This window comes from Nocardioides sp., from assembly GCF_047607365.1.
In the GTDB taxonomy this organism is placed as follows: domain Bacteria; phylum Actinomycetota; class Actinomycetes; order Propionibacteriales; family Nocardioidaceae; genus Nocardioides.
Window position 1 is genome coordinate 14,295 of the sequence record NZ_JASGDD010000024.1, and the last position, 13,721, is coordinate 28,015.

Below are 13,721 nucleotides of genomic sequence, written 5' to 3' on the forward strand. Positions count from 1 at the left end.
ATCGGACAGACTGTGCCCATGCCCACCACCGATCGCGCGCACCGGCTGCTCGACGCCCATGTCGCCTACGAGGTACGCCGGCTGCGCGGCGATGACTTCCCCGAGCTGATCCGCGCCGAGGTCGACCATCTCCTCGGCTCCGCGGCGATGCTGACGCTCGGGCAGGTCGTGCACCGCGACCAGGTCAAGGCGGTCGCCCGGAAGTACGTCGCGACCTTCCGCCTGCCGGCGGCCATCCCCGAGATCGCCGGCGAGGTCGCCACGCTCGTCCGCCGCCACCCGGCCAACGCCACCCCGCTGGGCGAGGTGATCGCGCGTGACCGGGTCGTCGAGATCGTCGACGTGCTCGCCGAGATGCGCGACCTCCGGACGCGGGTCATGCGCGGCATCGCGCAGAGCACCAGCCTCCAGCTCGGGGTCGGCGAGGTGGCACGGGGCATCGCCGCCGACGCCGTCGGATCCGGCCGCAAGCTGATGCGGAAGGTGCCCGGCGCGGGCCTGGCCGGCCGCGCCACCGGCATCGCCAGCGGCCTGGTCGCTCCGGTCGTCGACCCGCTCGCCACCGCCGTGGACCAGCGCTCACGGGAGGCGACCGAGCGGGCCACGAAGGCGCTGCTGGGCTACGTCGGCGACAGCGCGGCGCTGTCGATCTCCGACGACGAGCTCCGCGAGGCCGCCCTCGAGCTGTGGGACGCGCTCGCCGCTCAGCCGATCTCGGCGCTCTGGGCGTCGGTGACCGACGCCGAGCTCGTCGACCTCCTCGTCGCGCTCTACGACGGCTGGCTGGACCTCCGCTCCGCCGACTACGTGCACGCGGCGGTCGACGTGGGCGTGGACGTCTTCTTCGACACGTACGCCGACACGACCCTCACCGACCTGATCGCCGAGTTCGGGCTCGGCCCGGACGACCTCGTCGAGGAGGCCCTGCGCTTCGCCCCGCCGGTCCTCGACGTGCTCGCCGAGACCGGCATGCTCGAGACGCTGATCCGGCGGCAGCTGGAGCCGTTCTACTCCTCGCCGGAGGCCGCCGCCCTCCTCGCGTGATGCCGGCGGCCGGCCTGGCGCGTTAACTGCTGGTCAACCGCGTGGGCTGGCCCTCAGACCGCCCGTTGGCCAGCACATAGGCAAACAAGCGGCGCCTCAGAGGATCTCCCCCGGCGCGTACGACGCCGCATCGGGGTGGCGGGCGGCGACCGCCTCCACCCGCTCGACCACCGATCGCACCTGCGCGACCGCCGCGCCCGTGAACTCGATCGGCTGGCGGACCAGCGCGTGCAGGTCGTCGACCGACATGCCGAGCCGGCCGTCGGCCGCCAACCTCTCGAAGACGTCGTTCTCCGCCTGGCCGCGGCGCATGTCCAACGCGGCCGCCACGGCACTCTCCTTGATGGCCTCGTGCGCGACCTCGCGCCCGACGCCCCGCTTGACGGCGGCCATGAGCACCTTGGTCGTGGCGAGGAAGGGCAGGTAGCGGTCCAGCTCGCGCTGGATCACCGCGGGGAAGGCGCCGAACTCGTCGAGGATCGTCAGGAACGTCTCGAAGAGCCCGTCGGCCGCGAAGAAGGCGTCGGGCAGCGCCACCCGGCGTACGACGGAATCGGAGACGTCGCCCTCGTTCCACTGGTCGCCGGCGAGCTCGCTCACCATCGAGAGGTGGCCGCGCAGGATCACGGCGAGGCCGTTGACCCGCTCCGAGGAGCGGGAGTTCATCTTGTGCGGCATCGCGGAGGAGCCGACCTGGCCCTCCTTGAACCCCTCGGTGACGATCTCGTTGCCGGCCATGAGGCGGATGGTGGTGGTGAGGTTGGAGGGGCCGCTGACCAGCTGGACGAGGGCGGCGACGACGTCGAAGTCGAGGCTGCGCGGATAGACCTGGCCGACGCTGGTGAGGACCTGCTCGAAGCCCAGGTGCGACGCCACCGACCGTTCCAGCTCGGCCAGCTTGGCCGCGTCGCCGTCAAGCAGGTCGAGCATGTCCTGCGCCGTGCCCATCGGGCCCTTGATGCCGCGCAGCGGGTAGCGGGCGATGAGCTCCTCGAGCCGCTGGAACGCCACCAGCATCTCGTCGGCGACGGTGGCGAAGCGCTTCCCGAGCGTGGTCGCCTGGGCCGCGACGTTGTGCGAGCGGCCGGCCATGACGGTGGCCTCGTGCTCGCTCGCCAGCCGCGCCAGCCGGACCAGCGCGGCGACGGCCCGGTCGCGGACCAGCCGCAGGGAGGAGAGGATCTGGAGCTGCTCGACGTTCTCGGTGAGGTCGCGCGAGGTCATCCCCTTGTGGATGTGCTCATGGCCCGCGAGCTCGCTGAACTCCTCGATCCGGGCCTTCACGTCATGCCGCGTGACCCGTTCGCGGGCCGCGATGGAGGCGAGGTCGACGGTGTCGACGACCTTCTCGTAGGCCTCGATCACTCCGTCGGGCACCTCGATGCCCAGGTCGCGCTGCGCCGTGAGCACGGCGATCCACAGCTGCCGCTCGAGCACGATCTTGTGCTCGGGACTCCAGATCCGCGCGAGCTCGGCCGACGCGTAGCGCCCTGCCAGGACGTTGGGAACCACCACGCCGCTCATTCTCCCACGCCGCCGACCGCGGGCCGTCAGCGTCACCTGGTGACCCTCAGTGCCCGCGGTCGGCGGCGGGAGGACGGGCGACCTCAGGAGTCGAGGACGGCGGCGCCTTCCACGACTCCCAGGGGCTCGGCGGCGATGTCGGTGCGGCGCTGGAGGCCGTCGAAGGCGATCTCGGCGGCGGCCTCGTAGGCGCGGGCGCGGGCGTCGGCGATCGAGTCCCCGGCCGCGCGTACGGCGAGGACCCGGCCGCCCGCGGTCACGAGCCGTCCCGACGCGTCGGTCGCCGTCCCCGCATGGATCACGTCGACCCGCGGATGCGCGGCCGCCGCCTCGACACCGGCGATCACGTCGCCGCTCGAGGACGACTCCGGGTAGCCGCGCGAGGCGAGCACCACGGTCACCGAGGCGCCGTCGGCGAAGACCGGCTCGGGCAGCTCGCGCAGCCGGCCGGTGGCCGCCGCGAGGAGCAGCTCGCCGAGGTCGGACTCGAGCAGGGCCAGCACCGGCTGGATGTCGGGGTCGCCGAACCGGACGTTGAACTCGATGACGCGAGGGCCGGAGCGGGTGAGGGCGAGGCCGACGTACAGACATCCGACGAAGGGCGCGCCGCGCCGGGCCATCTCCTCGAGGGTGGGCTGCACGACGTCGCGGAGCACCGTCTCGCGCAGAGCCGCGGGCGCCCACGGAAGCGGCGAGTAGGAGCCCATGCCGCCGGTGTTGGGGCCCCGGCCGCCGTCGAAGACGCGCTTGAAGTCCTGCGCCGGCTGCAGCGCGCGCCCGGTCGTGCCGTCGCAGACGACGAAGAGCGAGCACTCCGGGCCGTCGAGGAACTCCTCGACCACGACCCGGCCGCACGCCGTGGCATGGGCGAGCGCCTCAGCACGGTCGTTGGTGACGACGACGCCCTTGCCCGCCGCGAGCGCGTCGTCCTTGACGACGTACGGCGCCCCCAGCTCCTCCAGCGCGGCCGCGGCCTCGGCGGGCGACCCGGCCACGATCGCGCGCGCGGTCGGAACACCGGCAGCCTCCATGACCGCCTTGCTGAACGCCTTGGACCCCTCGAGCCGGGCCGCCTCACCGGACGGGCCGAAGACCGGGATGCCGGCATCGCGGACGGCGTCGGCGAGCCCGGCGACCAGCGGCGCCTCCGGCCCGACGACGACGAGGTCTGCGCCGATCGCGACGGCCAGATCGGCCACCGACGGCTGGTCGGCGATGGCGACCTCGTGCACGGCGCCGATGGCCGCGATGCCCGGATTGCCCGGCGCCGCGTGGACCTCGTGGCCGTCGCGCGCGAGCTTGAGGGCCAGAGCGTGCTCGCGGCCGCCGGTGCCGACGACGAGGATCCTCACGGGTCCTCACCCTAGTAGGAGACCCGTGCCCCCCGGCTCGGCGGCCGATACCCATCGGCGATGGGGAGTTCTCCCCATCGCCGAGTCGCCCACACCTGTCTTAGAGTCCCGGCATGGGGATGATGCTGCCGGACGAACTCATCTGGATCATGGACAAGCTCGGCTTCGAATGGCCCGACATCGACGAGGACGAGCTGCACCACGGCGCCGACCTGGTGCGCACCTTCCGCGACGAGGTCGAGGCGAAGATCCAGGTGATGGACCAGAAGGTCAACCTGGAGCTGGCCGACGCGCTCAAGGGACAGGCCGGCCCGTCCTACGTCGCGGCCTGGAACACCAACCGGTCCCAGAACCTCGAGAAGCTGCTCGACCTGATCGGCCCGGTCTCCACCGGCGTCGACGTCATGGCCGACGGCGTACTGGCGCTGAAGATCAAGGTCATCGCGGACGTCACCATCACCCTCGCCCAGGTCGTCTCCGCGCTCGCCAGCTCCTTCGTCACCTTCGGCGCCGGCGCCGCCGTGGCGGCGGGCCTCATCATCGCGCGCAAGAAGGCCCTCGACGTCGTCATGAACATCGCCGTCGAGGAGGTGCTCAACCAGATCCTCCCCCTGGCGATGGAGCCCCTGATCGACCACATCCCCGCGGTCCTCGCCGCGATCGCGGACGCGCCGATCGTGGAGTCGGTCGTCGGCGACCCGAGCGAGTTCTACGCCGACCTCGCCGCCCTCGACGCTGCGTCGGAGGAGATGAACGCCCACGCCACCGACATCGATACCCTGACCGACAACCTGCTCGCCGACCTCCAGAGCCTGAACATCACGGGAGCCTGACGATGACGAAGATGGCCGCCGTCGCACGCGAGCTCAAGGACGCCCTGGACGGGCTGCCCGTCCATTCCAAGAACCTTGCTGCGTACTTCCGCAACCACGGCACCAAGAACCGGCGCAACAGCAGCGAGCTCACCGAGCTGGACGACCAACTGAAGGCCGCCCTGCCCGACATGCCGAAGAGCCAAAAGGCCGCGGTACACGGGATCGAGAACCCCACCGAGGGCATGACGGTCTATCGCATCTTCGGCGAGGCCCAAGACGACATCGGCGGCCTCGAGCGAGGCTCGCGTCCGTTCGGCGAGTCGTGGACGCCTGTCGACCCGCGCCACTCGAGCGACTTCCGCTGGGACGCCGGTCTGCCCGACGAGAACCCGGGGCGCTTCTTCGTGGAGGGCATCCTTCGCCGCCCCAGCCATGTGACCGAGGTGAGGCCGGCGCTTCCGCTGGACGGCAATCCCGGCGGCTGGCCCGAATATCTCATCAGGGACGCCGGTGATGCCGTAGAGATTCGCTCGGTCGGCGGGGTGAACCAACCGTGGTCCAGAAGTCCGGGAGACTGGACCCCGTGAACACTGAAGGAGGCCTCATGACCGACAACGACTCCTCGCCCGTCGATCGCGTCCGCCAGGCGCTCGCGACGAGGGACGCCGCCACCGTGGCACGCTACCTCCCCGCGACCCGCCTCGCGATCGCCCACGACGGCACCGCACCCCGCGTCGCCGTCCAGGGCGACCGTCGCGTGCTGCCGGTGTTCCTCTCCTTCGACTCATGGGAAGCGTTCCGGAGCAGCGACGACGTCGTCGTCCTCTCCTCCGCCGAGCTCGCCGAGGTGATCGATCGCTGGAACGTCGACATAGTGCTCTTCGACCCTGCCCTGCCGAGCGCGATCGAGGTGCCGGCGACCGACGTCGCGACGTTGCTCCGCGGCGATTCGCCGCTCGGGGACGGTGGCGAGCAGCTGCCAGCGAACAGCGAGCTCACGCCCGCCCCCGAGCTGGCGAGCGCGATCAGGTCCGTCGTCACAGGTCGGGTCGAGGCGAGCACGCTAGCGCAGCTGTGGGCGGTCACCCGGCAGGATGGCGAGCGTCCAATCCCCGTCCTCGCGGCCGGCCACGAGCTCAGTGCCGCGGTGCTCTCGAACGTTGTCCAGATTCTTCGCGACGCCGGAGCGGCGACTCTCCCCGCGAATCTGGAGCTCACCTCTCTCGACGCCCGTCTGACCGACGAGGCGGCCGCCAGATGGCCGGACGGCAGTATCGCAGGAGCAGTCTGAATGCAGCTCGGGAGCGGCGAGCACTACGGGTGGGACCGACCTCGGACCGTGAACGTCATCGCCGTGTATGCGGGTCCTACGCACCAGGAGGAGTTCGCGTGGCTGCGCGTCCCCGAAGGAGCGAAGGGCGGGCCCCTGGACGTGATGGCTCGGGAGCGTATGAGCGACGGTCGCTGGCGCACGCCGTCCCCGGGGGAGCGGCTCCAGATCGCCGCATGGGTGCTCGATGAGGAGCAGGCTCTGGAGCTGGAACTCGACCCGGTACCGAGATCATGGTCGCCGCCGAAGCCGCTTCCCGACCTCTGGCTGTGGCTGCGCGGATAGCACAGGCCCTGACCGCGCTCGAGGACGGGCGCGTCGACGACCTCCCCACGCTGGTCCGAGGCGAGGTCCGGATCATCCCGCTCGGCTGGCTGGCCGCGAGCGAGGGCGACGACGCGCGCCCGCGCTTCACGGCACTGTGGACCGAGGCGCGCGACGCCTTCACCGCCCGTGCCGGCTGGGGCAGGAGCGTCCAGCTCGACGGCGAGGCACCCGGCCCGAGCGGCTACGCAGGCTCCCTGGCCGAGTCGGGCGCCTACCGCGCCGACTGGTGGGGGCTGGGACGGGTGCCCGAGGAGTCCGCCGTCGTCCTCGTCTGCGCCCTCGACCCGGAGGGCTCGCGATCGGTGTGCCTCCAGGTCGTCCCGATCGACTGGCTGCGCTGGCGACCGGCGTCGAAGCGCAAGCGCCCGACCACGGTCCCGGAGACGGATCTGCGCTGGACGTGGGCAGACGTGGTAAGGCTGTACGAGTCCCGCGAGGACACGACCGACCAGGGGAGCGACCAGGGGAGCGACCGATGACGACCAACACCGACACCGACCTGACGCCGCGGGTCTACGGCGCCAGCGAGCTGGGCGTGCCGTCGATCACGGCTCCCGGCGAGGCGCACCCGCGCGTCCAGTACGTCGGCGCCGAGCTGTTCGCCGGCCTCGACGACCCCTCCGGAGCAGCCGTCACCCAGGGCACGGCCGAGGAGTGGTCCGAGCCGTTCACCGACCCGAAGATCCACGTCCGTGACGACGGCATCACCGTCACCTTCGCGGCCTACCCCAAGGGCACCGCGACCCTGCTGCCCGTCACCGACAACGTCGTGCTCGCCGATCCGTCGGGCTCCATCAGCGTCGCCATATTCGAGGAGTTCATGGACGCCCTCGGCGACCGTGCCGTCCGCACCGGCCTCTCCCCGGCCCGCTTCTCCATCCCGGGTACGCCGCCGGCCGCCTGATCCACGGCCGCGCGGCGGTCCCCGGCACTCAGAGACCGCAGACGGCGCGGGCGGCGGCACGGAAGGCGGGCTCCACGCCGTCGCCGTCGAGGTAGTGACCGACGAGCATCGCGTCGCGCAGCAGCACCAGCTGGGCGGCTACCTGCGCCGGCTGCGGACGGTCGGCGGCCTCGGCCAGCGAAGTGAGGGTCTCGCGGAACCACGCGCGGTGCCGGCGTACGACCTGACGAACGGGGCTCTCCGGATCGGGGTACTCCGCCGACGCGTTGATGAACGGGCATCCGCGGGTGTGCAGGCGGGTGGCATCGGCGGCGATGCCGTCGATCACCGCCTCGAGCAGCTCCGCCGGCGTGCCTCCGGCCGAGGCGGCCTGCGCGAACAGCCCGCGGATGGTCGCGTCCTCGGCCTCGAGCCAGGCGACCACGAGGTCCTCCTTGCCGGCGAAGTGGCGGTACATCGTCGCGCGGGTCACGCCCGCCTCGGCGAGCACGCGATCGACGCCGACGCCGTGCACGCCCTCCCGGTAGAAGACCTCGGTCGCCGTCTGGAGAAGCCGGTCGCGGGGCTTGCGGGAATCCATCAGCGTGCTCCATGGTTGATCTCAACGAGAACGAACGTTCTTTCCACATTCTAGCGAAGGACAGCAACCATGAGCACCATCACCACCCACGAGGCCGAGCAGGTCTCCGCCGCGAACGCCTCCGGGCTCACCCCCGTCGTCCTCGTCCACGGCCTGTGGCTCCTCGCGGAGAGCTGGGACGGCTGGCGGCCGCGCCTCGAGGCGGCCGGCTACGCACCCGTCGCCGTCGACTGGCCCGGCGACGCGGCCACCGTCGACGCGGCCCGCGCGGGCGGGGACTCCCTCGCCGGCGTTGGCGTCCCCGACGTCGTCGACCACGTCGCCGAGGTGATCGCGACGCTCGACCGCAAGCCGGTCCTCGTCGGCCACTCCTTCGGCGGCCTGATCGTCCAGATCCTCGCCGGCCGCGGGCTCGGCGTGGCCACCGCCAGCATCGACCCGGCCCCGGCCAAGGGCGTCCTGCCGCTGCCGTTCAGCGCGCTCAAGGCGTCCTTCCCGGTGCTCGGCAACCCCGCCAACCGGACGCGGACCGTGCTGCTCACCTTCGACCAGTTCCGCTACGGCTTCGCCAACGCCGTCACCGAGGACGAGGCGCGCGAGCTCTACGACGCCCACCATGTGCCCGCGCCCGGCCGGCCGCTCTTCCAGGCGGCGTTCGCCAACCTCAACCTGTCCACGGCCACCAAGGCGGACCGGCACCACCCGGAGCGCGGGCCGATGCTCGTGATCACCGGCGGAAGCGACAACATCGTGCCGTTCGCCCTGGCCAACGCCGCCTACAAGCGGCAGCGCGCGAACAAGGGCGCCGTCACCGAGCTCGTCGAGATCCCCGGGGTGGGTCACTCACTGGTGATCGACAGCCACCAGGGCGAGGTCGTCGACGCGGTCCTGGACTTCCTCTCCACCGCCCTGTGAGCGTCAGATGAGCGGGTGGCGCACCACGGTCTCGTGCCGGCCGGGACCCACGCCGATCACCGAGATCCGCGAGCCCGACAGCTCCTCGCAGCGCTCGACGTAGGCCCGCGCCGCAGCCGGGAGCTCCTCGAACGTGCGGGCGCCCGAGATGTCCTCCCACCAGCCGGGAAGGTACTCGTAGACCGGCGTCGCGTGGTGGAAGTCCGACTGGCTGACCGGCATCTCGTCGTGACGCACGCCGTCGACGTCGTACGCCACGCAGATGGGGACCTGCTCGAGGCCGGTGAGGACGTCGAGCTTGGTCAGCACGAAGTCGGTGACGCCGTTGACCCGGGCGGCGTAGCGGGCGACGACCGAGTCGTACCAGCCGCAGCGGCGGGGCCGACCGGTGGTGGTGCCGTACTCGTGGCCCTGCTTGCGGAGGAACTCGCCGTGGCCGGCGGGGTCCTCGGGTCCACCGTCCAGCTCGGTCGGGAACGGGCCCTCGCCGACGCGGGTGGTGTAGGCCTTCACGATCCCGACGATCTGCGTCAGCCGCGCGGGCGCGATGCCGCTGCCGGTCGAGGCGCCGCCCGCGGTCGCCGAGGAGGAGGTGACGAAGGGGTAGGTGCCGTGGTCGACGTCGAGCAGCGTGGCCTGGCCGGCCTCGAGCAGGACGGTCTTCTCCGCGAGGAGCGCCTCGTGCAGCAGGAGGGCGGTGTCGCACACGTAGGGCCGCACCCGCTCGGCGTACGAGAGGAGCTCCTCGACGATGGCGTCGACGGTGAAGCCACGGCGGTTGTAGACCTTGGTGAGGATCTGGTTCTTCAGCTCCAGCGCCCCCTCGACCTTGCCGCGCAGGATGGACTCGTCGAAGAGGTCCTGGACGCGGATGCCGATGCGGTTCATCTTGTCCGCGTACGTCGGCCCGATGCCGCGACCGGTGGTGCCGATGCGCCGCGCCCCGAGGAAGCGCTCGGTCACCTTGTCGAGCTCGCGGTTGTAGGACGCGATGACGTGCGCGTTGGCGCTGAGCTTGAGGTCGCTGGTGTCGATGCCGCGCGCCTCGAGGCCCTCGATCTCCTCGAAGAGCACGCCGAGGTCGACGACGACGCCGTTGCCGATCACCGGCGTGCAGCCCGGCGTGAGGATGCCGCTCGGCAGCAGGTGGAGGGCGAACTTCTCGGTGGACCCGTCCGGCTGCGGGATGACGACCGTGTGACCGGCGTTGTTGCCGCCGTTGAACTTCACCACGTAGTCGACGGAGGAGCCGAGCAGGTCGGTCGCCTTGCCCTTGCCCTCGTCGCCCCACTGAGCACCGATGATCGCTATAGCTGGCACTGGCGTCACCCTACCGGCGGGTCAGGCCGCGACGCGAGTCACAGCCGGAGCCGCGGCCAGAGTCACAGCCAGCCGCGCCGGGCGGCCTCGACGCCGGCCTGGAAGCGGGACTCGGCCCCGAGCTCGGCCAGGAGCTCGGCCACCCGACGGCGCACCGTCCGCAGGCTGACGCCGAGACGGCGCGCGATCTGCTCGTCCTGCGCTCCGCGGGCCAGCTGTGCCAGCAGGAAGCGGCGCATCTCGTCCGGGTCCGCCGCGGGCTCCGCGGCGAGCGGCGTGGCGCGCGCCCAGAGCTCCTCGAAGTACCACCCGGCGAGCTCGACGATGCCCGACTGGCGCACCGTCGTCCGCGGCGAGGCCCCCAGGCCGAGCGGCTCGGGGAAGAGGGCCTGCGACCGGCCCGCGACGATCATCCGGGTCGGCACCTCGGGCAGCAGCCGGATCTCCTCGCCCTGGACGGCACGCAGCCGGATGAACTCCGGCGCGTCGGCGAGCACGCGCACCGGGTAGATCGCCCGGATCGGCCGGCCGGCCGCCAGCAGCTCGACGACGACCTCCGACACCTGGGCCTCCCACGGCAGGCTCCACTGGTCGGGCCGCAGCCAGAGGATCTCCCCGACCGAGGAGCGCAGCATCGTCCGGATCAGCTGGACCCAGTCGCTGCCGGAGGTGAGCTCGCCGTCGATCGGATCGCTCAGCTCGACCGCGTCGCCGCCGGCGTACGACGTCGTGCCGGTCAGCAGCGGGAGGACCGCGGCGATCTCCTGCAGGTGCTCGCCGGCCTCCTCCGCACGCCGCGCGGAGAGGCGGAGCAGCTCGCTGACGACGTCGGCGGGCGACCGCACCCGGACCCGCTCGTCGGCATCGATGCCGACCGCGCCGCCGGCGACGAGCGGATCCAGTCGCTCCCGGAGTCTCTCCGGGGGGAGGTCCATCGCCGCCGCGATCCACGCGACGGTCTGGCCGTCCTGCGGCAGCAGCCGCTCGTAGAGCCGCGCGGCGGGACGGGAGAAGCCGAGCGCCGTCAGCAGGGTCTGCGGAGTCCGCGGCGGCATGACGGCAGGCTAGGGCATGTCGCGCGCGGCAGGGCACGGCCGCAAACCGAGTCGCTGGCCGCACCCGGCCACCACTAGATTTGCCGCCATGCCCGCTTCGACCTCCGGGGGACCGACCGACTGGGTCACCCGCGCCGCCGACGACGCCCTCCGCCACCACGAGCGTGCGGGCGACCCGGGCAAGCCGGTGACGGTCGCCTCCGGCGCCTCGCCGAGCGGGCCGATCCACCTGGGCAACCTGCGCGAGTTCCTCACCCCGCACTTCGTCGCCGAGGAGCTGCGTCGCCGCGGCGTCCCGGTGCGCCACCTGCACAGCTGGGACGACTACGACCGCTACCGCAAGGTGCCCGCCGGCGTCCCGGCGGAGTGGGCCGAGCACATCGGCAAGCCGCTCACCGCGGTCCCGGACCCGTGGGAGTGCCACCCGAACTGGTCGGAGCACTTCAAGGCACCGCTGCGCGCCGCGCTCGCCGAGATGGGCGTGGAGATGGAGGAGATCTCCCAGACCGAGCGGTACACCGCGGGCGCCTACCGCGAGCAGGTCCTCCACGCCATCGCGCATCGGGCGAAGATCGAGGAGGTGCTCGCCCGCTACCGCACGCTCGCCGCCGAGAACCACATCGAGACCGACGACGAGGACGAGGTCGACGTGGCGGCCACCGAGGAGCTGAGCCGGTTCCCCTACAAGCCCTACTGCCGCACCTGCGGGCGCGACACCACGACCATCACCTCGTGGTCCGACGAGACGCACGACCTGGCCTACGCCTGCGACACCTGCGGATTCGCCGGGGTCACCAACCTCGACACGCAGTTCGAGGGCAAGCTGGTCTGGAAGGTCGACTGGCCGATGCGCTGGGCCTACGAGGGCGTCGACTTCGAGCCCGGCGGCCTCGACCACTCCACGCCCGGATCGTCCTACACGGTGGGCAAGGAGCTCGTCTCGGAGGTCTTCTCAGGCGAAGCGCCGGCGTACGTCGCCTATGCCTTCGTCGGCTTCGCCGGGATGCAGAAGATGTCCTCCTCGGCGGGCGGCGTGCCGATCCCGGCCGACGCGCTCACGGTGCTCGAGGCGCCGATGGTGCGCTGGCTCTACGTCCGCCGCCAGCCCAAGCAGGCGTTCAACATCGACTTCGGCCCCGAGGTCGTGCGGCTGTACGACGAGTGGGACTCCCTCACCCGCAAGGCGACCGTCGGCGAGAAGCGCGACGTCGCCGTGCTCGCCTGGGAGCGGGCCACCTCGACCGCTGCCGCTGGCGCGCTGCCGACCCCGCCGGTCGTGGTGCCGTTCCGGCTGCTCTCCTCGGTCGCCGACGTGACGGCCGGCAACGTCTCGGTCATCACGTCGGTGGTGGCGGGGTCGGGCTTCGCCGTGAGCGAGCCCGCGGACCTCGAGCCGCGACTGCGCCGGGCGCGCGCCTGGACCGCCGAGTACGTCGACGAGGACGCCCGCACCACCGTCCGCACCTCCCCCGCTCCGCGCCTGGCCGAGCTCAGCGCGCAGGAGTCGGAGTGGATCGGGCTGCTGCTCGCGCACCTGCCCGCGGACTACGCACTCGACGAGCTCACGACCGTCATCTACGGCGTGCCGAAGCTCGCTCGCGGTCTCGCCGTGACCGACGCGCCGACCGAGGAGGTGAAGGCGGATCAGAAGGCGTTCTTCGCGCTGCTCTACGACCTCCTCGTCGCCGCCGAGCGCGGCCCCCGGCTCCCGACCCTCTTCCTCGCGCTCGGGGACGAGACCGTGCGCAGCCTGCTGACGGCCTGAGGTCGCGCGGACCGCCCGGGTCGCCGAGCCCAGTCGCCGGATTCAACAGCCGTTTCCGCCCGCAGCCGGCCGTGGTGCCGAATTCAACAGCCGTTTCCGCCCGTGGCAGCGCATCGCTCGGGTCGAACAGACGTTTCCAGAAACAGCCGTTGATCCGCCCGCGCCCGGGCATCGCACGGAAACACGCGTTGAGGGAACACCCGTTGAGAACGAGGCGACGGGCAGGCGCGAGCTGAAACACCCGTTGCACCCCGCAGGGTGACGGTCAGCGGGCGCTCAGCCAGCGCGAGACGTCGCCGCGGGCGAGCAGGCCGATCGCCGCGGCGGCGGCGGCGAGCGGCAGCACCAGCAGCGGCGTGGCGACGCTCGCGAGGCTCAGGCACGCGGCGGCACAGGAGGCGCTGATGATCAGCACGATCCGCGCCCACGCGATCCGCCGGAGCACGAGGTAGGCGAGCACGCAGGCCCCGAGCGCCCACAGCAGCACCCCGCCCGCGATCAGCACGAAGAGGACCCGAATCAGGTCGGCCGTGACGCCGGCGGTCTCGAGGAGGTCGGGGTTGGTCCTCCGCATCTCGTCGATGACCGGCGTCGGGTCGATCACCAGGAGCGCGGCGCGCGTCACGAACACGGCGGCGACGAGCACCGAGGTGACCCAGGTGAGGATCGACGCGCCGAGGATCGCGCCCGGACGACTCGTCGGCACCGGAGCGACGGGGCCGGCGGCGTACGGCGGCGGCCAGTCGCTCATCGGACGTGCCCGCGTCGGCGCCGGAGCCGGCGGCACGAC

15 protein-coding genes are annotated in these 13,721 nt (G+C 72.0%); 9 read left to right on the forward strand and 6 right to left on the reverse strand.

The features are described from left to right. Positions 1–18 precede the first annotated feature (18 nt). A complete protein-coding gene (locus QM572_RS02120; RefSeq protein ID WP_415089529.1) occupies positions 19–1,044 on the forward strand; it encodes a hypothetical protein in 1,026 nt (341 codons plus the stop codon). 96 nt (positions 1,045–1,140) lie between these two features. On the opposite strand, the gene purB is transcribed toward QM572_RS02120, so the two are convergent. Both purB and purD read right to left on the reverse strand, forming a co-directional pair. Beyond that, entirely contained in the window at positions 1,141–2,559 is a 1,419-nt protein-coding gene (gene purB, locus QM572_RS02125; protein WP_415089531.1) for an adenylosuccinate lyase, read from the reverse strand. Between the two features lie 92 nt (positions 2,560–2,651). Continuing rightward, the gene (gene purD, locus QM572_RS02130; RefSeq protein WP_415089533.1) at positions 2,652–3,920 is read right to left on the reverse strand and encodes a phosphoribosylamine--glycine ligase; all 1,269 of its coding nucleotides are present in this window, start codon (positions 3,918–3,920) and stop codon (positions 2,652–2,654) included. Positions 3,921–4,033: 113 nt separating this feature from the next. On the opposite strand from purD, the gene QM572_RS02135 reads away from it, so the two are divergent. The 6 genes from QM572_RS02135 to QM572_RS02160 are packed head-to-tail and all read left to right on the forward strand — an operon-like array spanning position 4,034 to position 7,296. After that, positions 4,034–4,753, forward strand: a complete 720-nt coding sequence (locus QM572_RS02135) for a hypothetical protein (protein WP_415089535.1) — start codon at positions 4,034–4,036, stop codon at positions 4,751–4,753. A 2-nt stretch (positions 4,754–4,755) separates the two neighbouring features. After that, entirely contained in the window at positions 4,756–5,322 is a 567-nt protein-coding gene (locus QM572_RS02140) for a hypothetical protein (protein WP_415089537.1), read from the forward strand. After that, positions 5,319–6,026 (forward strand): hypothetical protein, encoded by a 708-nt coding sequence (locus tag QM572_RS02145; protein ID WP_415089539.1) that lies wholly within the window; start codon positions 5,319–5,321, stop codon positions 6,024–6,026. Before QM572_RS02140 ends, QM572_RS02145 begins: the two co-directional genes overlap by 4 nt. A 48-nt stretch (positions 6,027–6,074) precedes the next feature. After that, the gene (locus tag QM572_RS02150) at positions 6,075–6,350 is read left to right on the forward strand and encodes a hypothetical protein (RefSeq protein ID WP_415089540.1); all 276 of its coding nucleotides are present in this window, start codon (positions 6,075–6,077) and stop codon (positions 6,348–6,350) included. After that, on the forward strand, positions 6,335–6,871 hold the full coding sequence (locus tag QM572_RS02155; RefSeq protein ID WP_415089542.1) for a hypothetical protein: 537 nt from the start codon (positions 6,335–6,337) through the stop codon (positions 6,869–6,871). Before QM572_RS02150 ends, QM572_RS02155 begins: the two co-directional genes overlap by 16 nt. Then, positions 6,868–7,296 (forward strand): hypothetical protein, encoded by a 429-nt coding sequence (locus QM572_RS02160; RefSeq protein ID WP_415089544.1) that lies wholly within the window; start codon positions 6,868–6,870, stop codon positions 7,294–7,296. Before QM572_RS02155 ends, QM572_RS02160 begins: the two co-directional genes overlap by 4 nt. A 28-nt stretch (positions 7,297–7,324) precedes the next feature. On the opposite strand, the gene QM572_RS02165 is transcribed toward QM572_RS02160, so the two are convergent. Beyond that, positions 7,325–7,876 carry a TetR/AcrR family transcriptional regulator gene (locus QM572_RS02165; RefSeq protein ID WP_415089546.1) on the reverse strand — a complete coding sequence of 184 codons (552 nt, stop codon included), beginning with the start codon at positions 7,874–7,876 and terminating at the stop codon, positions 7,325–7,327. A gap of 69 nt (positions 7,877–7,945) precedes the next feature. On the opposite strand from QM572_RS02165, the gene QM572_RS02170 reads away from it, so the two are divergent. After that, entirely contained in the window at positions 7,946–8,791 is an 846-nt protein-coding gene (locus tag QM572_RS02170) for an alpha/beta hydrolase (protein WP_415089548.1), read from the forward strand. A gap of 3 nt (positions 8,792–8,794) precedes the next feature. On the opposite strand, the gene QM572_RS02175 is transcribed toward QM572_RS02170, so the two are convergent. Both QM572_RS02175 and QM572_RS02180 read right to left on the reverse strand, forming a co-directional pair. Beyond that, entirely contained in the window at positions 8,795–10,111 is a 1,317-nt protein-coding gene (locus QM572_RS02175; RefSeq protein WP_415089550.1) for an adenylosuccinate synthase, read from the reverse strand. Between the two features lie 62 nt (positions 10,112–10,173). Beyond that, complete coding sequence (locus QM572_RS02180; protein ID WP_415089552.1) at positions 10,174–11,166, reverse strand: helix-turn-helix transcriptional regulator; 993 nt, start codon at positions 11,164–11,166, stop codon at positions 10,174–10,176. Positions 11,167–11,254: 88 nt separating this feature from the next. Between QM572_RS02180 and lysS the strand changes: the two genes are divergently transcribed. Beyond that, the gene (lysS, locus tag QM572_RS02185) at positions 11,255–12,931 is read left to right on the forward strand and encodes a lysine--tRNA ligase (RefSeq protein WP_415089555.1); all 1,677 of its coding nucleotides are present in this window, start codon (positions 11,255–11,257) and stop codon (positions 12,929–12,931) included. A gap of 265 nt (positions 12,932–13,196) precedes the next feature. On the opposite strand, the gene QM572_RS02190 is transcribed toward lysS, so the two are convergent. Next, positions 13,197–13,721, reverse strand: a 525-nt coding sequence (locus QM572_RS02190) for a hypothetical protein (RefSeq protein WP_415089557.1), incomplete at its 5' end; no start/stop codon positions are given.

Excerpts from the sequence above, each read along its gene's own strand:
- QM572_RS02135 (WP_415089535.1), top strand. The coding sequence starts at position 4,034 with ATGGGGATGATGCTGCCGGACGAACTCATCTGGATCATGGACAAGCTC.
- QM572_RS02180 (WP_415089552.1), bottom strand. The coding sequence starts at position 11,166 with ATGCCGCCGCGGACTCCGCAGACCCTGCTGACGGCGCTCGGCTTCTCC.
- QM572_RS02170 (WP_415089548.1), top strand. The coding sequence starts at position 7,946 with ATGAGCACCATCACCACCCACGAGGCCGAGCAGGTCTCCGCCGCGAAC.
- lysS (WP_415089555.1), top strand. The coding sequence starts at position 11,255 with ATGCCCGCTTCGACCTCCGGGGGACCGACCGACTGGGTCACCCGCGCC.
- QM572_RS02165 (WP_415089546.1), bottom strand. The coding sequence starts at position 7,876 with ATGGATTCCCGCAAGCCCCGCGACCGGCTTCTCCAGACGGCGACCGAG.
- QM572_RS02160 (WP_415089544.1), top strand. The coding sequence starts at position 6,868 with ATGACGACCAACACCGACACCGACCTGACGCCGCGGGTCTACGGCGCC.
- QM572_RS02120 (WP_415089529.1), top strand. The coding sequence starts at position 19 with ATGCCCACCACCGATCGCGCGCACCGGCTGCTCGACGCCCATGTCGCC.
- QM572_RS02140 (WP_415089537.1), top strand. The coding sequence starts at position 4,756 with ATGACGAAGATGGCCGCCGTCGCACGCGAGCTCAAGGACGCCCTGGAC.